This window comes from Bacteroides ilei (genome assembly GCF_900128495.1).
In the GTDB taxonomy this organism is placed as follows: Bacteria; Bacteroidota; Bacteroidia; order Bacteroidales; family Bacteroidaceae; genus Phocaeicola; species Phocaeicola ilei.
Genome location: NZ_LT635801.1, coordinates 2,782,948 through 2,801,939 on the forward strand (window position 1 = coordinate 2,782,948; position 18,992 = coordinate 2,801,939).

13 protein-coding genes and 5 tRNA genes are annotated in these 18,992 nt (G+C 47.3%); 8 read left to right on the forward strand and 10 right to left on the reverse strand.

Features of this window, described 5'->3' with window-relative positions:
- On the forward strand, window positions 1–1,848 hold the full coding sequence (locus tag BQ7489_RS11880) for a 4-hydroxy-3-methylbut-2-en-1-yl diphosphate synthase (protein ID WP_072531177.1): 1,848 nt from the start codon (window positions 1–3) through the stop codon (window positions 1,846–1,848).
- Between the two features lie 91 nt (window positions 1,849–1,939).
- On the opposite strand, the gene BQ7489_RS11885 is transcribed toward BQ7489_RS11880, so the two are convergent.
- Entirely contained in the window at window positions 1,940–3,634 is a 1,695-nt protein-coding gene (locus BQ7489_RS11885; RefSeq protein WP_072531178.1) for a S41 family peptidase, read from the reverse strand.
- Between the two features lie 47 nt (window positions 3,635–3,681).
- On the reverse strand, window positions 3,682–4,668 hold the full coding sequence (locus BQ7489_RS11890) for an adenosine kinase (RefSeq protein ID WP_072531179.1): 987 nt from the start codon (window positions 4,666–4,668) through the stop codon (window positions 3,682–3,684).
- Between the two features lie 78 nt (window positions 4,669–4,746).
- Between BQ7489_RS11890 and BQ7489_RS11895 the strand changes: the two genes are divergently transcribed.
- The 4 genes from BQ7489_RS11895 (at window position 4,747) to BQ7489_RS11910 (ending at window position 6,125) form a co-directional block, all read left to right on the forward strand.
- Window positions 4,747–4,820 (forward strand) — tRNA-Asn (locus tag BQ7489_RS11895).
- Between the two features lie 23 nt (window positions 4,821–4,843).
- Window positions 4,844–4,917, forward strand: a tRNA-Asn gene (locus BQ7489_RS11900).
- Between the two features lie 25 nt (window positions 4,918–4,942).
- Window positions 4,943–5,016 (forward strand) — tRNA-Asn (locus BQ7489_RS11905).
- 182 nt (window positions 5,017–5,198) lie between these two features.
- Window positions 5,199–6,125, forward strand: a complete 927-nt coding sequence (locus BQ7489_RS11910) for a magnesium transporter CorA family protein (RefSeq protein ID WP_072531180.1) — start codon at window positions 5,199–5,201, stop codon at window positions 6,123–6,125.
- Between the two features lie 75 nt (window positions 6,126–6,200).
- Here the strand turns inward: BQ7489_RS11910 and BQ7489_RS11915 are convergent, their stop codons facing one another.
- A complete protein-coding gene (locus BQ7489_RS11915; protein ID WP_204352753.1) occupies window positions 6,201–7,649 on the reverse strand; it encodes a DUF1593 domain-containing protein in 1,449 nt (482 codons plus the stop codon).
- 249 nt (window positions 7,650–7,898) lie between these two features.
- Between BQ7489_RS11915 and BQ7489_RS11920 the strand changes: the two genes are divergently transcribed.
- Entirely contained in the window at window positions 7,899–8,846 is a 948-nt protein-coding gene (locus BQ7489_RS11920) for a 2-hydroxyacid dehydrogenase (protein ID WP_072532169.1), read from the forward strand.
- Window positions 8,847–8,858: 12 nt separating this feature from the next.
- Here the strand turns inward: BQ7489_RS11920 and BQ7489_RS11925 are convergent, their stop codons facing one another.
- The 5 genes from BQ7489_RS11925 to BQ7489_RS11945 form a co-directional block, all read right to left on the reverse strand.
- Complete coding sequence (locus tag BQ7489_RS11925) at window positions 8,859–10,115, reverse strand: permuted SH3 domain-containing protein (RefSeq protein WP_072531181.1); 1,257 nt, start codon at window positions 10,113–10,115, stop codon at window positions 8,859–8,861.
- 22 nt (window positions 10,116–10,137) lie between these two features.
- Complete coding sequence (locus tag BQ7489_RS11930; RefSeq protein ID WP_394334070.1) at window positions 10,138–11,607, reverse strand: TolC family protein; 1,470 nt, start codon at window positions 11,605–11,607, stop codon at window positions 10,138–10,140.
- A gap of 186 nt (window positions 11,608–11,793) precedes the next feature.
- Complete coding sequence (locus tag BQ7489_RS11935) at window positions 11,794–12,711, reverse strand: DMT family transporter (protein WP_072531183.1); 918 nt, start codon at window positions 12,709–12,711, stop codon at window positions 11,794–11,796.
- A 251-nt stretch (window positions 12,712–12,962) separates the two neighbouring features.
- The gene (locus tag BQ7489_RS11940; RefSeq protein WP_072532170.1) at window positions 12,963–13,640 is read right to left on the reverse strand and encodes a response regulator transcription factor; all 678 of its coding nucleotides are present in this window, start codon (window positions 13,638–13,640) and stop codon (window positions 12,963–12,965) included.
- Between the two features lie 15 nt (window positions 13,641–13,655).
- On the reverse strand, window positions 13,656–15,077 hold the full coding sequence (locus BQ7489_RS11945) for a sensor histidine kinase (RefSeq protein ID WP_072531184.1): 1,422 nt from the start codon (window positions 15,075–15,077) through the stop codon (window positions 13,656–13,658).
- A gap of 162 nt (window positions 15,078–15,239) precedes the next feature.
- On the opposite strand from BQ7489_RS11945, the gene BQ7489_RS11950 reads away from it, so the two are divergent.
- Together BQ7489_RS11950 and BQ7489_RS11955 are read left to right on the forward strand one after the other, a co-directional pair.
- Window positions 15,240–16,121 (forward strand): GLPGLI family protein, encoded by an 882-nt coding sequence (locus BQ7489_RS11950; protein WP_072531185.1) that lies wholly within the window; start codon window positions 15,240–15,242, stop codon window positions 16,119–16,121.
- A gap of 12 nt (window positions 16,122–16,133) precedes the next feature.
- Window positions 16,134–18,647 carry a carboxypeptidase-like regulatory domain-containing protein gene (locus tag BQ7489_RS11955; RefSeq protein WP_072531186.1) on the forward strand — a complete coding sequence of 838 codons (2,514 nt, stop codon included), beginning with the start codon at window positions 16,134–16,136 and terminating at the stop codon, window positions 18,645–18,647.
- A 98-nt stretch (window positions 18,648–18,745) separates the two neighbouring features.
- Here BQ7489_RS11955 and BQ7489_RS11960 read toward each other — a convergent pair.
- Both BQ7489_RS11960 and BQ7489_RS11965 read right to left on the reverse strand, forming a co-directional pair.
- Window positions 18,746–18,830 (reverse strand) — tRNA-Leu (locus tag BQ7489_RS11960).
- 13 nt (window positions 18,831–18,843) lie between these two features.
- Window positions 18,844–18,916 (reverse strand) — tRNA-Gly (locus tag BQ7489_RS11965).
- Window positions 18,917–18,992 lie beyond the last annotated feature (76 nt).

Here is an 18,992-nt window from a genome sequence, read left to right on the forward strand (position 1 = left end):
ATGGATTACTTCAACTATTCACGCCGAGAGGCAAATGAGGTATACGTTGGCGCCACTCCTATGGGTGGCGCTAATCCTATCCGTATACAGAGCATGACCAATACCGTCACAATGGATACCGAAGCTTGTGTAGAACAGGCCAAGCGTATCATTGAAGCGGGAGGTGAATATGTACGCCTGACTACCCAAGGCGTCCGTGAAGCCGAAAACCTGAAAAACATCAACATCAGCCTCCGGTCACAAGGATATAATACCCCGTTGATTGCCGATGTGCACTTCAACCCGAAAGTAGCGGAAGTGGCTGCCCTCTATGCTGAAAAGGTACGTATCAACCCAGGGAATTACGTCGATGCCGCCCGTACTTTCAAGAAACTGGAATATACCGATGAAGAATATGCCCAGGAAATCCAGAAGATACGTAACCGTTTTGTCCCTTTCCTGAATATCTGCAAGGAAAACCATACCGCTATCCGCATCGGGGTAAACCATGGTTCTCTGTCCGACCGTATCATGTCCCGCTATGGCGATACTCCGGAAGGAATGGTGGAATCATGCATGGAATTTTTACGGATCTGTGTAGACGAACATTTCACAGATGTAGTCATCTCCATCAAAGCATCGAATACCGTTGTCATGGTCAAGACCGTACGGTTGCTGGTCGAACAGATGGAAAAAGAAGGTATGGCCTTTCCGTTACACCTGGGTGTAACCGAAGCCGGCGACGGTGAAGACGGCCGTATCAAATCGGCATTGGGCATCGGCGCCTTGTTGGAAGACGGTTTGGGCGATACAATCCGTGTATCGTTAAGTGAAGCCCCTGAAGCCGAAATACCGGTAGCCCGTAAACTGGTAGACTATATATCCAGACGCAAGGACCATCCTTATATTCCCGGTATGGCAGCTCCCGATTTCAGCTATACCAATCCAAGCCGCCGCAAGACCCGAGCCGTAAACAATGTAGGTGGCGGCAATCTTCCTATTGTCATTTCACCACGTCTGGAAGGCCAGACCGAAGTCAACGAACAGTTCCGGCCTGACTATATTTATTGTGGACAGAATCTGCCAGAAAACCGTCGTCAAGATATCGGCTATATTGTTGACGCCAACCGCTGGAACGGCTTAGAAGGTACCTATCCGGCATTCAATTATCAACAGCTTGTGGAGCTTCACCATTGCAACGCCCCGTTGAAATTCCTTTTCATCCCTTACATGGGCCTGAACGACGAAGCCATAGCTTGTCTGAAACTTCATCCTGAAGTAGTTATCATAGCACAGAGCAACCATCCGAACCGATTGGGTGAATTCAGGGGAATCGCTCATCAGCTGATGAACCAAGGGTTGGAAAATCCCCTGGTTTTCTTTCAGTTCTATCAAGAAAAGGAACTGGAGAATCTACAAATCAAATCGGCAGCCGATATGGGTGCATTAATCTTTGACGGATTTTGTGACGGTATCCTTCTCTATAACACAGAAAAGGAAATACCCATAACCAAAGTAGACGAAACAGCCTTTGGCATCCTGCAAGCCGGACGTATCCGGACTTCCAAGACTGAATATATCTCATGTCCGGGATGTGGACGGACCCTTTATGATCTGGAAGCGACCATAGCCCGTATCAAAGCGGCTACATCACACCTGAAAGGCCTGAAAATCGGAATTATGGGGTGTATCGTCAACGGACCGGGGGAAATGGCAGATGCCGACTACGGATATGTAGGTGCAGGGAGAGGCAGAATCAGTCTCTACAAGAAAAAAGAATGTATAGAAAAGAATATTCCGGAAGAACAGGCCGTTGAAAAACTGATTAAACTCATCAAAGCTAACGGAGATTATAAGGAAATGGAATAATCACACTACACACAGTAATAATTACATAGCCCGAAAACGACAGGTGGAATCTTTATAAAGAATCCGTTACAATCGTCTTCGGGCTATTACTTTATTTCTGGGCTACTTGAGGTGCCGACAAAATCAGTTTATATTTTTCCGGATTTGTCAAGACTTCGATGGCCTTCTTCAAATCATCATCGTCTTTCAGGCGCTGCATCACAGCTCCCTTCTGATAAAAATAACGGGTAGCTATCTCCTCGGCCAGCTGTTCCTTGATCGGCTTAGCAAAATAGTCCAGGTCACGATCCAGATTATGATTCAGCTTCTTCTCCAACGCCTTGAATTCCTCTGATGCCCCGTCCATATATCCTTCGAACTCAGCCACTTCTTTCAGTGTCTTCAATATCTTTTCACTTTCACGGTCATATTTGAAATCACGCGATTTAACCAGTTCCTTGAATCCGGCATAATCGGCATCCGTTATTACCAGCGAATCGATATCGGTCAAAGAAGGATGATCCAGACAATATTGGGTAGCATAATCAAAAATAAGATCATCATTCATCAAATAAAACAGGATATTGGGCAATTTGTCGCCTTTCACCTCAATATCCGGACGGATACCTCCTCCGTCACGGACCTCACGTCCGGCCGCCGTATGGAAAACGGTTGTCAGACTGTCCGGAATCCTAGCTACTGAACCGTCGGCGTTCTTTTTTGCATAATCAATGGCCTGAATACACCGTCCACTGGGAATATAATATTTGGAAGTAGTGACTTTCAATGTACCGTTATACGGTAACGGACGGGTAGTCTGCACCAGTCCTTTTCCATAGGTACGGGTTCCCACAATTACGGCACGGTCCAAGTCCTGCAAAGAACCGCTGGTAATCTCGGAGGCAGAAGCCGATCCCCCGTTTACCAAGACAGCCAGCGGGATTTCAGTATCAACCGGTTCGTTGGCAGTCTTGTACGAACCTGCCGCCTGACGCAGCTTACCTTTGGTAACCACAATCTCCTGCCCTTTCGGGACAAACAGATTCACAATGTCGACCGCTTCCTGCAAAGAACCACCTCCATTATCGCGCAAATCAATGATCATCGACCGGGCACCCCGTTCCTTCAAATCAATAAAAGCCTTCTTTACGTCTTTTGCACAATTATCGGTAAATCCGGTAAGCGACAGATAACCGACACTGTCATGTACCATACCATAATAAGGAACCGGATTGGTTCGGATATTCTTACGTGTAATCTTGAATTCCATGACGGTACTGTCATTCTTCAACGGACGGAGCACTTTCAGTATGAAGGAAGTTCCCGGCTCCCCACGCAATGCTTCACTCACCTTCGACGAAAATTCCTGAGGTTTCATCGTACCGCGCACCATATCCTTTCCGCCCACCGACAGAATAATATCACCCGCCTTTACACCAGCTTCGGCTGCAGGCATACCTTCGGTCGGTTCTACAATAGCTATACGGTCTTTCGCCTTATAATAACGGATAGCCGCACCTATACCTCCATATTTACCGGTTATCATTTCCTTCAGGCTGCCCACCTCTTCATCGGGATAATATTCAGTATAGGGATCGGTCAACGACAACATTCCGTTCACTCCGGTTTCTATCATCTTCTCAGGATCAATCGTATCTACATAAAACATATCCAGTTCCTTGAAGATTGAATTGAATATATCCAGATTCTTTGCAATCTGAAAGTTACGGTCGTCATCCTTAAAGCTGGAAAGTCCCAGCCCCAATAACACAACGAATGTGACCAACAACGATTTCTTGGTATTCATAGTCTATTTAATCCATTTAACTTATACAAATAAACATATTATTCTGCTTATGCCTGCAGAACCTCATCAATATTTAACTTTATTTCGTTCCATTTCCTCTTTGAAAGATTTGTCCCTACCGACTGAATTACGGCCTCGGCTACAATCGCACTGATCTGCGCACACTTCTCCAGTGAATACCCGCTGGTCAACGCATAGAGGAAACCCGCCGCATAATAGTCTCCGGCACCCGTGGTATCAACAACCTTCTTTATCGGGTGAGGCAAAACCTGGATAAACTCCGTACCTTTCTTTACCAAAGAGCCTTCCTTTCCTGTCTTTACGATGGCGATACTACATTTCGATGCAATCTCCTGAAGCGCCTCCATCGGCTCCTTTCCCGTATAGGCACGAGCCTCACTCTCATTGGCAAAAACAATATCCACATATTTGGTGATGAGCTGATCAAAAAAAGCACGCTCCGACTCCACCACATTATAACTTGCCATATCCAGACAAATCTGCATACCGGACTCCTTGGCCAGCTGGATGGCACGAAGTACCAGATCATGATCCTGCAACAGATAACCCTCTATATATAAATAGGAATAGCCCTCAAACATGGAGCGCGACAAATCATCGGCACAGATGGTCCCCGATGCTCCCAGATAAGTGGCAAAAGTACGTTCACCATCCGGAGAGATAAAAGTCGAGGCAATCCCCGAAGGAAGACCGCACTTCAGCAAACGGGTTTCCACCCCCTGCTTCTCCAGTGTATTTTCATAAAATTCTCCCATCTCATCCTCCCCCACTTTACCGATATACCCCGGTTTAGATCCCAGATTGGCCAAAGCATATGCCGTATTGGCTGCCGAACCGCCACTTGAACGCTGCGTCTTCATTGCCGCCAGCTTTTCACGGACTTTCAACAACCTGTCTTCATCTATCAACTGCATGCTTCCTTTCGGCAAATCCAGTTCGTCTAAAAGCTTATCGTTCTCCATCGGAGCCAAAATATCGACTAAAGCATTGCCAATTCCTATAATTTTATCCATTATGTGCTATTTTTTTTGCAAAGATATTGCATATTTCAAAATATCCTACTACCTTTGCGTCGCAATTGAGAAAAACCTTCTTCAGTAGCTCAGTCGGTTAGAGCATCTGACTGTTAATCAGAGGGTCGTTGGTTCAAGTCCAACCTGAAGAGCTTAATAGAACTCAGATTGCAATTCTTCAGTAGCTCAGTCGGTTAGAGCATCTGACTGTTAATCAGAGGGTCGTTGGTTCAAGTCCAACCTGAAGAGCAACTTTTTAAACATATTCACAAATTCTTCAGTAGCTCAGTCGGTTAGAGCATCTGACTGTTAATCAGAGGGTCGTTGGTTCAAGTCCAACCTGAAGAGCAAAATGAGTTCGTTTCTCAAGAACGAACTTTTTTTGTGCCCGGAATCAAACAAACAATTATATATGGACGACTCAAACTCGCGAACGCACACATACAGTAAAAACCTGCTTCTACAGAAGTAGCGAGATTTGATTCATCCCGTTACTTCTTAGACAGCGCAAAAAGAAAGGAGTAACGCATATGAGAAAGTATCTTTACTGCGAAGCTGGCTTTGTGGAAAAAGCCGACTGGCTTCCTAACTGCTGGGTAAATGTAGAATGTCCCACACAGGAAGATTTCGATTTCCTGACCAAAGAACTGAATGTACCCGAATCTTTTTTACAGGATATTGCCGACACAGACGAACGTCCTCGTACCGATACCGAGGGGAACTGGCTGCTTACCATCCTACGTATCCCTATGCAGACTCAAGGAAACAAGGTTCCTTACACAACTGTTCCTATCGGAATCATAACCAACAACCAAGTTACCGTTTCAGTATGTTACCACTCCACAGACATGATTCCTGATTTCATCGAACATACCCGCAAGAAAGAGATTAACGTACGCAACAAATACGAACTGATTCTCCGCCTCATCTATTCATCGGCCGTATGGTTTCTGAAATACCTGAAGCAAATCTATAATGAAGTGAACCATGCCGAAAAAGAACTGGAACGGAGCATACGTAATGAAGACCTGCTACGCCTGATGAACCTGCAGAAAAGTCTGGTCTATTTCAATACCTCCATCCGTGGGAACGAAGTAATGATAGGCAAGCTCCAGAACATATTCAACGACAAGGATTACCAGAATGTAGAACTGACCGAAGATGTAATCATCGAGCTGAAGCAGGCACATAATCAGGTGAATATCTACAGTGACATCCTTACGGGAACAATGGATGCATTCGCTTCCATCATCTCCAACAACGTGAACACCATCATGAAACGTATGACCAGCATATCCATCATCCTGATGGTTCCAACCCTGATTGCAAGTTTCTATGGGATGAACGTAGATGTACATGTAGACGAAATGCCACATGCCTTTTCATTCATCGTACTCTGCTCTGTCCTGTTATCGGCCTTAGCATTCGTAATTTTCCGTAAAATAAAATGGTTCTGATATACAAAAGGCTGCCCTTATAATACGGGCAGCCTTGTCATACTATCCTTTTCAGCACAAATCTTCTTATGTCTATCATTCCGCAACCTGGACAATGACTCTCCGATACCCTTTCAACGCAGGAACCCCTTTATCCGTCACTTCACAAATTACATGAATCTGTTTCCCTGCCGCATCCTCTGGCACACATAAAGTGGCGCAACTGTCATCGGATTTCAGGATTTCAACCTTCCCTGCATAAGTCCCCGCCTCAGGAAGGACCCACCAATGGCAGGTAAAGGCATCACCGTCCGGATCGGTTGTTCCCGAAGCATCCAGCCTGATTTCTGTACCCGGCCCGGCAGATACAAGAACCGGCGCCAGACCTTTTTCCTTATTCACCACCACTACAGGATTCCTGTTACCTTTCCCTTCAGCAGCCCAATCCATGCGGGCTGCAAAACTGGCGAACGTTGCCGGATAGAAATAATTCTCGTATTTCTGTGAAACAGCCTTAACCGTCGGATCAGTATTGGTATAACATTCGGTTTGCCCGTCAAACGACAAACCCCACCGGAAATATCCGCCCCAACCTACCTGCCCGGGGATAGTCGGATCATTCAGCCCATTGGGAAACACATGCAGGAAAGAAGGAGTATCACCTTCCACTCCATACTTGTTTTTCGGATAGATCTTGCCCAGGTTTCCATGTCCCTGTATATGGGTAGCATATTCCTTCCAGTTACTGCTTCCCGTACTGTTCTGGGTCAGCCATGCACTTTCATCCCAAATGAAATGAATATCTTTTCCACAGGTCTTGCGTATCCATTGATGAGAACTGAAGGCATAATTTCCACGGTCACCCCAAGGCACATCCTGATCGGTAATGGTATAGACATACAACTTATGGAGAAACTTACGGAACTCTTCTTCTGTACGATCATGCTTTACCCTCCAGATAGCCTGTGCCAAGGTATTTGCCCCACCCCATACGGTAATCCACAAAGGACGGTCGTCCTCTTCATCGGCCAACCGGATAATCAATTCGCTACCGGGAGAATCATTCCCTTCACCCAACTTTCCAACTCCTAGTTCAAGGCTTCCCAATAAAGTACGGCTCCGCAAATAATCAGGACTCGGCCAGTAGCCTAAAGACTGTTTCTGGGATTCCTGATCTGCCGGAAGGAAACTTGTCTGGCCTGAGCGCTTCATCAGGTTCGGCAAATCCCTCTCATACGCATTGATGGCTATCTTCAGACTATCCATCCAATCGGTCGGATATGCTCTACCACTGCTGTTCCAGCCTCCCGTACTTATCAGTCCTTCTATTTCATACAAATCGGCATGTACCAACAGACGGACCATGGATTCCATATCGTCCGGTTCCACATCCACCGGTGCAATATCCGTCAGAACTACAATACGCGGTTTCAAGAAAGAAGTTTCAGATTGAGTCTTTTCCGAAGCACAGGCAGTGGCCGTAACAAAGAAGGCTCCCAGCAAAAAACCCGACCACCCTGCCAACATCTGTTGTATTTTCATCATTTTCCTCATTAGATTTGGTTATTCACATTTCAATTACAAATGTATAGGATAAAAAGATTTATATTTACCTTTTACCCACACACCTGAAAAGCCCGCTCCATTTTTAAATAATTTTAACTTATTCAATTTATTTCCAGACTTCACAAAATTCCCACCATGTATTCAAACAAAGCAGTTCCCGGTAACAACTATTTTTCATACATTTGCCCTATAATAGCCTTAATAGACAAACAAAAAAATACTTCAAACATGAAAATAGTATTACTCGAACCATTAGGAATCAGCGAAGCTTCCCTCGAAAAATATACGGCTCCGCTCATTGAAGCAGGACATTCTTTCAAAGCATACCCGAAAGATACAGATCCTGCCATCCAGATTGAAAGGGCCAAGGATGCCGATGTAATCATGATTGCCAACATGCCCCTTAAGGCAGAAGTCATCAATGCCTGCGACAAGCTGAAATTCATAGACGTAGCCTTTACCGGAGTAGACCACATAGCCCTCGACGCCGCACGTGCCAAAGGTGTCAAAGTCAGCAACGCTGCCGGCTATTCTACCCAGGCAGTAGCCGAACTTGCACTCTGCATGATGATTTCTCTGTTACGTAATGTTCCACAGGTATCGGAACGTTGCCGCAACGGTCAGACAAAAGACGGACTGGTAGGTTGTGAACTCCGGGGAAAGACCGTGGGCATAGTAGGAGCCGGAGCTATCGGAACACGTACTGCCGAGCTGTGCCATGCCTTCAGATGCAAGGTGCTGGGAAACAAGCGTCACGTTACCGGACAGGAACCTTCCTTTATCGAGTTCGTTCCACTTGAAAGACTGCTGGAAGAATCGGACATCGTTTCACTCCACTGCCCGCTCACCGAAGAAACCCGACACCTGATCAATGCAGAACGTATCGCACACATGAAGCAGGGAGCTTACCTCATTAATACTGCACGCGGACCTGTTGTCGATTCGGAAGCGTTGGCAAAAGCATTAAACGAAGGCCGTCTGTCGGGAGCTGGAATCGATGTATTCGAAAACGAGCCTCCATTGGATACGGCACATCCTCTGCTACATTGTAAAAACACATTGGTAACCCCACATGTGGCTTTTGCTTCGGCCGAGTCAATGGAAGCACGCGCTGCAATCGTTTTCAATAACCTGTCTGCCTGGATGGCTGGCAAACAGCAGAATATCATTCTCTGAAACGAACCATAATCAATACTGGGACAGCACCAGCTCTTCCGCATCGCCAAAGTTATCATATCCTGTCGTAATCACCCAATCGCCTGGCTTCAGACCTTCGGTGATTTCATACTGTACAGGATTCTGCCTGCCGATGGTGATGGGAACTTTCACCGCACGGGTCTTGTCGGCATTCAGCTTATAGATCCAGTTTCCACCCGTCTGCTGGTAGAAATTACCACGGGAAACCACCAAGGCCTTTTCCGGCTGTCCCAGTTCAATCTGTACCCTGAAACTCTTTCCCAGGCGGACATTCTCCGGCAGGCTGTCCGTAAATACCAGATCCACTTCAAACATACGGTCCTTCACTTCGGGTACCACTTTTGTAACCTTCAGCGGATATTTCCGGTTCTGGTAAGAAATGGTGGCAGGAAGTCCGGTGGTAACCCGGTCGATGTAATACTCGCTGAGCGATGTATGTATCTTGAACTGATCCATCACCTTCACTTCGGCAATGTTTTCTCCGGCAACCACTTTCTGACCGGGAGCCACTTTCACGAAGCTCAGTTGTCCGTCAATCGGGGCACGTACCACCAGTTCCTCTACCCGGTTCTGGCTACGTTCCATCTTCTTGTACTCCCGCTCCAGATCATTACGGAGCAGTTCTTTCCGGATAACCGTCATGGCCGAATCACTGCGCAGGCTCTGCAGCTTCAACCGGGTAGATGCCGTCTTGTACCTGAACTCATCTTCCGAAACCTCCAGCTGCGCCTTGCTACGGATGCCCATCGAATACTCTTCTTTTTCGAGGGTATAGCTCTTGCGGATCTTATTCAATTCATATTCTGCTTCCAGCGTCTGCTGTTTCAGAGTCAGACTCTTCTGTTCCATTTCCAACTGCTTCTCCCGGTAAGAAATACGCTGTTTCTCCCATTCATCCCGCTGGTCTTCTATATCACGCATCAGGTTCGGATTGGTAAGCACCAGAATGGTGTCTCCCTGCTTCATCAACCGGCTTTCCTCGGCCACAATACGATGTACATTTCCCTCTTCACGGGTATTGACGATGATGGTCATGATCGGTTGTACAATGCCTTCCACATCTACATATTCCATAAAATCGGCATCACGTACTTCAGCAATCTGCACATTCTCCGGTTTGATGCGTAACCGACGGGGTCCTGCTGCCAGCACAATGACATAAACCAATCCGGCAAGCAGGACTGCACCGCCTATCAGGCTATAGCGGTAACGGATGTACCACGGTTTTTTCTTCAATTTGATATCCATAGTCGTTGATTTTTGTTTTTGGTTAGAGTTCGGCCGGAAGATTATGCCACAACGGCCGGTCGTGTTCGAAATCATATTGGGTCATGCTCCGCAAGCCGTAATACAGAGTCCAGTACGTCTGCATGGCGGCCATGTAGTTTCTGCGGGCCGAATCTTTCTCGGTTGTGGCGGCATTGAGGTCGAGTATCGTCGATTTTCCCAACAGGTACAGACGCAAAGCCACCTCATAACGTTTCTGCGCCGTACGGTCCGTCTTGGCGGCTACAAGAACCTGACGCCCCTGCAGATTGAACTGACGCACCATCTTTCGTACATTCAGTTCAAAATCGGTTATCCCTTGTGCCACCTGGGTCTCAACCAGTTCCACCTGCGATTTGGCTACACGCACCTTGCCTTTTCCTCGTCCCCAATCCAGAATAGGGATAGCAATGGAAAGGCTGACATACTGCTGGTCGAGCGGATTACGGTACGATTCCTTGAACTTGTCTGCCGTCTGTGACAGACCGAACTGCAGATACAAATCGGCTTTCAGTCCCCGGGAAGCCCGTGCCGAAGCCAGCTGGCTCCGGCTTTCCAGGCGGAGACGCTGATACATATCTATGTCCGGGCTGTTGGCGTATGCCTGCCGTAGAGCCTCATCCAACGCAATCTCAAAAGAAGGAATGCTGTCGGAAGGCAACACTTCTATCGTTACATCTTCCCGTATACCCAGAAAAGAGCGGAAGGTAAGCATGGCATCCTCCACTTCCATACGGGCCTGCATAAGGTTGGTCTCTTCATTCAGCCTGTTCACCTCCAGCTGCAGCATTTCGTTTTCGGTAATGCTCCCGATGTTATAGCGCCCGCGTGCATAACGGTACAGGGTATCGGCCGAAGCATAATTCGATTCGGCAATATCAAGGTTGGTCTGGGCTGTTGCCAGCTGATAGAACAGCTCGCAGGTTTTCGAAGCGATAAGCTCCAGCGTCTCCGCATAACTTTTCCCGGCCTCACGGAAACGCACCGGTTCAATGCGTTTGTCCCATTTCAGGTAGTTGTAACCGAAAACAGACTGGCTGTAGCCTATAGAGAAAGGTTGGGTATTATACGCTGTCGACCCGTTGCCCAGTTCATCCATACGCTGTACGGAAGTCTGCACAAAGAAGTTACCTCCCGTCAGTGGAACATTCTGACTTATTTCAAGTCCCATATCGGTACTGAGCTGGTTCTGGCGGATAAACAGTTCCGTTCCGTCGGGTTGGGTCACCTTGTTTATCTGACGGTTCAGATAAGGATTGGAAATCAAGGAAACCGAAGGCAGGTAATTGGCCCGGAACGAACGGTAGTTCCAATAAGCGGCCCGATAAGTATGCCGTGCAGCCTGCGCCTCGGGCGAGCGCTCCTGTGCCAATGTAATGGCTCTGTCGAGTGTAAATACCTGCTTGTCCGTCTGTGCCGGAAGGAGAAGGCAGGAAACGGCAAGCAGTCCTATCATGAAAATCAGCCGGTCCATAATCATTGCTTTAAACAGATCTATATGAAAAATCCGTTCAAAAACCGTACCATTTTCACAACACGATGATTAACAGAATATTATAAGCAGAACAGATATACGGTTCCTGTGCGCATCCGCACAAAAAACGTGCGGAACCACACACTATGACACACCCGGAATACAGAACCGGAAAAGATTCCGCCGTCAGGAATGACGTGGACGGATCTTTCTGAACACATTCGAGAGAGTCCGCCGGATAGTGTCTGTAAGAATAATCATGATTACAGCAATGATGATCAGTACGATACCTTCACCTTCCTGACGGGTAAACGCTTCCTGGAAACACCATACCCCCACACAGACTGCCGTAACGGGTTCGAGGGCTCCCAACACCGAAGTCAGCGTACCTCCTATGTTGCGGACTGCCAGCAGCAAGGTAATGTTTGATATGACCGTAGGCACCACAGCCAGCAAAATCAGGTTAATGACAGAAATTCCGTCGGGAATAGGCTGTATCCCCTGGTTGGTCATTGCCTTGACGGCAAAGAAAACGGTAGTGAATACAAAAACATAAAACGCCAGTTTACGGCTGGGTACATCACGCAGATGCGACTTGTTGACCGCAACGATATAGCTGGCATACCCCACAGCCGAAAGCAGCACAATAACGACACCCATCGCATCGAACCCGAACGACGTGCCGTCCAGTGACAGTTTGGCCACTCCACAAACAGCCAGTACAATAGCCAGATAAGTCACCCACGATGCCTTTTCACGGAACAGCAGCAGAAGAAACAGGGTTACAAACACCGGATACGTAAAATGAATGGTTGTAGCCACTCCGGCTCCCATAAACTCATATCCCCAGAAAAGGAACATGGCCGAAGCCGTATAGAACAATCCCAGCAGCATAAACCAGGGAATATCACGTCTTTTGATTCTGAAAGATTCCTTATTCAGTTTCATCATTCCCGCAAGGGCAAAGGTTGCGAGCATAAAACGGTAAAAAAGGATGGAATCGAACTCCATACCTTTCTGCATCAGCGGTAAAGTAAACAGCGGAATCAGGCCAAACGTTACCGAAGTGATAATTCCATACAGAAAACCTGCTATACGACTCATTTTTATCCGATAATATCAGTTATTCTAAAACGTTTTGAAATCTTCTTAAAGACACCTTGAAGTTCCATCTGAAAGGACTTGATGTTTCTATCGGAAGAACTTGTAGTTTTGCGCGGAAATTCAAGTTCTTTTCCAGAAATAACTTGAAATTTTTCCCTGAAGCAAAATCAGCATAGAATGTACCGACAGTTGACCAGCCAAACCAGACAGAATCCATAAGGTTATCGTACCTACAAAGATAATACAAAAAACTATCCCCGCAATACATAACCTTTCTTTGTCAATGATTCGATCCTGACCGATGCATCTCCTTTCAAGGCCCTGCGCAAGTAGGTGATCTGTACGTTCAAGGCCAACGAATTGGCATACGAAGCGTCCCCCCAGACATGCTCCAGCAACAGCTCCCTGCTCACCACGGAGTTCTTGTTCTTGATCAGCATACGGAGGATTTCTGCCTGGCGGGAAGTAATCATCACCTTATTGGCCTGGGTGCGCAATTCATTGTTCGTATAATCGAATGTGGTATGACCCAACTGGTAAACTTCCTTATCCTCAGAGTCGTCTACATCTCCGAAGCGTTCCCGGATCCGGGCTGTCAGTTCTTCCGGATAAAAAGGTTTTGCCAGATAATCGTTGGCACGCACCTTAAATCCTTCCAGACGGTCTGTCTTGTCGGAGCGGTCGGTCAGAAAGAAAATCAGCACATGCCGGTCGTGCTCCCTGATCTGCCGTGCCACTTCATATCCGTTTACTTCGGGCATATTGATATCCAGCAGCACCAAGTCCGGTTTCACCTCCGGATACTGCTCCAGGGCAATCCGTCCGTTGCCTGCATAAAATACTTCATACCCTTCCGCCTCCAGAAAGCGTTTCAGGATCATGGCATACTTCAAATCATCGTCGGCAAAAAGAATCTTCAGTTTTTTCATATGCATCTTTATTTCTTATTGAGGAATCTCGAGGGTAAAGACGGAACCTTTGCCCAATACACTTTCTACACTTACAGTCCCTCCATGGGCTTCCACCATAAGCTTCACATAGCTCAACCCCAGACCGATTCCCGGCAGGCTGCGGCCGATAACCTGTTCCGAACGGTAGAACTTATCGAAAATATGCAACTGGTCCTGAGAAGATATTCCGAAGCCATTGTCTGCTACCTGTATCACCAGCCTTCCCTCTGCCAGCGAGGCACTGATGCGAATGCACACTTCGTTCCCCGAATACTTTATGGCATTCTCCACCAGGTTGCTGATGCTATTCGTGAGATGTACCGGATCGGCAGTGATCCACAACGGTTCGGGAGTGAGACGGGTCTCAAAACGTACATGTTTGTCGGCCGGAACCACAGTCAGCCTCAACAATTTCTCCAAGGTCTCACTCAAATTAAACAAGCGCACCGAAAGCGGGGTCTGTTCATCATCCGCCCGCGTCATCTCGCGCACCTTCACCAGATAAGCCGAAAGATTATCAAGTTCGAACATGGAGTCTTTCACCACTTCATCCATCATCTGCTCATCTTTCCGCATCCGTCTGTTGTTCAAAAACGCCACGCACATCTTCAAGGTCTGTACCGGACGCTTCAACTCGTGGATCATCGTATTGACAAAACCTTTCCTCAGCTCATCCAGTTTGTACTGTTTCAGGATGGTCTGTACCTGATAGATCAGGCAGAAAATCAACAACAGAATCAGTACCAACGAACCGACCAGCTGCCACCCCATCTCTTTCAACAACGGATTCGTCGGCAGGTCGATATAGCCTGTCACCGCATCGCGGACAAAAGGATTGTAGGGATAGATAAACTTCATCCGATACCTCATACATGATTTCTCGGCCACATACGTCCCCTTCCAAAGAATGGAATCAAGTTTGGCCGACTGCAAATCCACCGCATGGATATGATGACTGGCGAAGAGCGAATCCAGCGCATGCAGATCAAACGGCCGGTCTGCATACTTAGTATAACGCAAACTTGCATTCACGACCTCGTCGAGAGTCAAACCAGTGACATCAAATGAGTCTACCAGATGTAAATTTCCCAACGAGTCAGCATCATACATTTTAGAGAACCTGACATACGATTCAGCCTTCCCTTCCCCAAAATTCACTCTCAGAGAATACCCCAGCTTGACCAGATCAGAATCTTGCATCACACGGTTCGCATCAACCATCTTGATAATATGGTTGGCATCCATTGCCGAAGTAAAGCTCCTGTCCTGAAGCACCAGCAGGGTATCATTCAACCGGGCCATATAGGCCAACGCCGTATAGGTATATTGATGGTACAGCCAGTACACCTGCCCGCCAATCACCAGCAAGGCGGTTACGATTGTCAATATCCACACCAGTTTGATCTGTTTTCCCATCTTTTCAAATTCTTTTCCACAAAAATAGAATCCTTACGCCATTTATAAGGTATATCCGCTACCTAAAATCGGAGAAGGTAATATTTCAGTAATAACTTTTTCCGGAAATTCACCCTACTGCCATTTACCTTTACCGCATCGGAAACTTAAAACTGCAAGATTATGAAAAAGATTTTAGTTCTTACACTCAGTCTGATGGGCAGCTTATTCCATGCCCTTTCTTTACAAGCACAGATATTTGTCGTGGACACAGGTTCCATCTTTAACCAAGACTCCATTGATACCCAACGCATCAAGGTACAATATGAGATGACTTACCTGCAAGATACGGTTTCGGAAGACGCCAAACCCGGCCAAGAAACCCTGATGCTGGAAATCGGCAGACAGTACAGCAAATGCTACAGCTACAATTTCTATGTAAGTGATTCGTTGCTGATTGCCGACGCCCAAGCAGGTGCATCCAAGGAAACCATGCTACAACACGCCACGGCAATCGGAAATTCCCGAATCTCTTACCAGATATTCAAACATTACCCGGCAGGTAAAGTCACGACACTCGACCGCCTGGCAACCACCAATTTCCTGTGTGAGGAGAAAGAGGAAATGCCGGAATGGACCCTTCTTCCCGATACAGCCACCATTCTTTCTTATTCCTGCCAGAAGGCTACCTGCCATTTTAAAGGCAGAAACTATACTGCCTGGTATACTATGGAAATTCCGGTTTCGGAAGGTCCCTGGAAACTGTTCGGCCTGCCGGGACTGATAATCAAAGCGGAAGACGACAAGAAACACTATACGTTCAACTGTACCGGGATAGAACAATGCAAAACTCCGAAACCTATCCTGATCAATCTCAAAGGAAGGGAAAAGGTTTCCCGCCAGAACTTGAACAGGATGTATGAACGGATGGCTAAAGACCCGATGAGTTTCATCGCCTCGACGGCACCCAATGTAAAGGTCAGTGTGACCGACAAACATGGAAACCCGATGAAATCGATGAAATCATTCTCCGTACCTTATAACCCCATTGAACTGCCTGAATAACCCTCCTGCCGTATGAAACCACTGATTTTGTTTTCCTTTCTGCTTTTCACCTGTCAGATGCAAGCGCAGTTCCTTATCAAAGGAAAAGTCATCGACAACGAAACGCACCAACCGCTGGAAATGGCTGCAGTCACCCTCACCCGTGACTCAAGTAGTACCGTCTACAAATATGCCTTGACCGATCCCAAAGGATATTTCTCCTTTTCGGTATCCGAAGACGCTGCATGGAAAGTACATGTCACCTATCTGGGATACCAGAAAGAAAGCCGCCCTGCACGGATGGGAACAGAAATGACGTTCCGGTTGGAACCGGAAGCCATCTCCCTGAAAGAAGTGGAAATCAAGGGAGGACGTATCTACGGACGACAAGATACCGTGACATACGACCTGGCTCGTTTCACTTCCGGAAAAGAGCAGAACATCAAGGAGGCACTGAAAAAATTACCGGGGATCGACGTGAACGAACAAAATGGGGAAATCCGATACAACGGAAAAGCCATCAGTCAGTTTACCGTGGAGGGAATGGATGTGTCGGGAGGCCGGTACAACCAGATTACGGAGAATCTGAAAGCTGATGCGGTGGAAAAGGCCGAAGTGATAGAGCACTTCCAACCCATCCGTTCCCTACGCAACAAGATGCCGAGTGACAAAGTGGCTTTGAATCTGAAACTGAAACCGGAAGTACGTTCCCGCTGGCTGCTCACCTTGCAGGCGGCAGGAGGGTATGGCGACCAACTACTGTATAGCGGAAAACTTAATGCCTTACAACTGGCCCGTGAACGGCAAGGCATCTATGCGTATAAGACAGACCATACAGGGAAAGACCTTTCTACCGAGCTGCAACAACTGGCATCCGACAACCAGAACTTTATCACGCCTGCCGACGTTCCGAGTTTTATCGGCCAGCCAGACTTTTCTTTCCCTCTGGAAAAACAACGGCTGATGGACAATACCACTCACCTGGTATCTGTGAACCGTCTTTACCGAAAAAACGAGGAACGACAGTCCCGTTTCAGCTTCCACTATCTGTACGACGAACAGCACCGTAATCAAGGGACCCAGGAAATTTACTACTACCCTACCGATACCGTCCGTATCGCACAGGAGCAGACATACGGTCTGTACACCCATCAGGTACAGGCCAGCTACAATTATGAACGGAACGGCGAACAGTCCTTCTTCCGGAATCTGCTGGAAGCAGACGGAACCTGGAGCAAAAGCCGGGAAAACCTGCGGGGCAGCCGGGAACTGACCCAACACCTGCAAACGGCCGGTCTTCAACTGACCAACCGGCTGAATTACCTGACCACCCGCGAACACTCCACTTCCGGCTTCCGTTCATTCTTCCGCTATGCCTATCAACCCACTACACTCCGGTTCACACAAGTCGACCAGTCGTTCGGGCTTCAGCAAGTGTATGCAGACAACCAGGCTTATTACCAATGGAAAAAAAACGGAATGACTTTCGGAATTACCGGCGGTATCCAAGGGGAGTTGCTGTTCCTGAATCAGACGACAGATTTCTCCAGCCATCAATTCAAACTCTACGCAACCCCGATGTGGATGTGGGAACGGAACACCTTCCGTCTGACCGTATCTGCCGATGCCGCCTACCTGAGAAAACCCAACCAAGGATATACCGACATACGGATCAGTCCGACGGTCTCGCTACACTGGCAGCTCGGTCCACGCTGGGAACTAGTAACCCGCGCCCAACTTCAACAAAAGAACGGAGAGGCAACCGATTATTATCCATACTCCTACTGGCAGAACTACCGTACCCTTGTTTCCTTATCGCCTCGTATCCCGGAATTACAGGATCAGCTTTACTCCTTTTACCTGACATACAAACGGACCGTCCACGAATTTTTCTGGAGCCTCTCGGGAAGTTACTGGAACCGGAAGAACCGGCAACTGACCCATTCGGAATACCGGGACAGCATCTTTACCCTTACTACCTGGGACGTACCGAACCGGATCCGTAACTACAACCTGAACAGCCTCATCTCGAAAGGATTCTACGGATGGAACCTGAAAACCTCACTGGAAACCCAACTGATTCATAGTGAAGGGAAGCAGGCCGGACAAGGTTCAATCCAGAACTACCGCTACACCCAGCTCACCCTGACTCCCAAAATCAATTGGGCGCCCCTTAACTGGTTCAGTGCCACATATCTGGCTACACTTACCTGTAACCGTTCCATCATCGGCGAAGGGAACCGTCTGCCTGCCTTATGGGATATCCGTCAGAAAATCAATTTTGAAATAGGAAACAGGACATTCAGTATCCGTCTTATCGGAGAACACTACTATAACCAGCTCGATGAAGACAGCCATCAGCACGTATGGCTTGCCGACACCGAAGCTTCGTACATCAAGGACAAATGGCGTTTTTCCATGAGTCTGTGTAACTTGTTCAACCAAAAGGAATACCGATATACCACCTATTCAGCAGTCCAACAATATACTTCGTGGATTAAAATGCGGCCAAGAGAAATCCTGTTTTCCGTTCAATACCAGTTATAGGAAGCAGGAACAGCAAAAGGATATATCTTATATTTTAACTGTCCTAGAGAAAAATAAAAAACGCTAACTACTTATTTTCAAGTAATTAGCGTTTCTTGTACTCGAAGCGGGACTTGAACCCGCACAGCCGCAATGGCCAAGGGATTTTAAGTCCCTCGTGTCTACCGATTCCACCATTCGAGCAGCCTTTAAAACGAGCGGAAAACGAGACTCGAACTCGCGACCCTAACCTTGGCAAGGTTATGCTCTACCAACTGAGCTATTTCCGCGTTTACGGGTGCAAATGTAGGGAGTTTTATGTTACACTCCAAACATTTTACCCGTTTTCTCATTTTCTTTACCAAA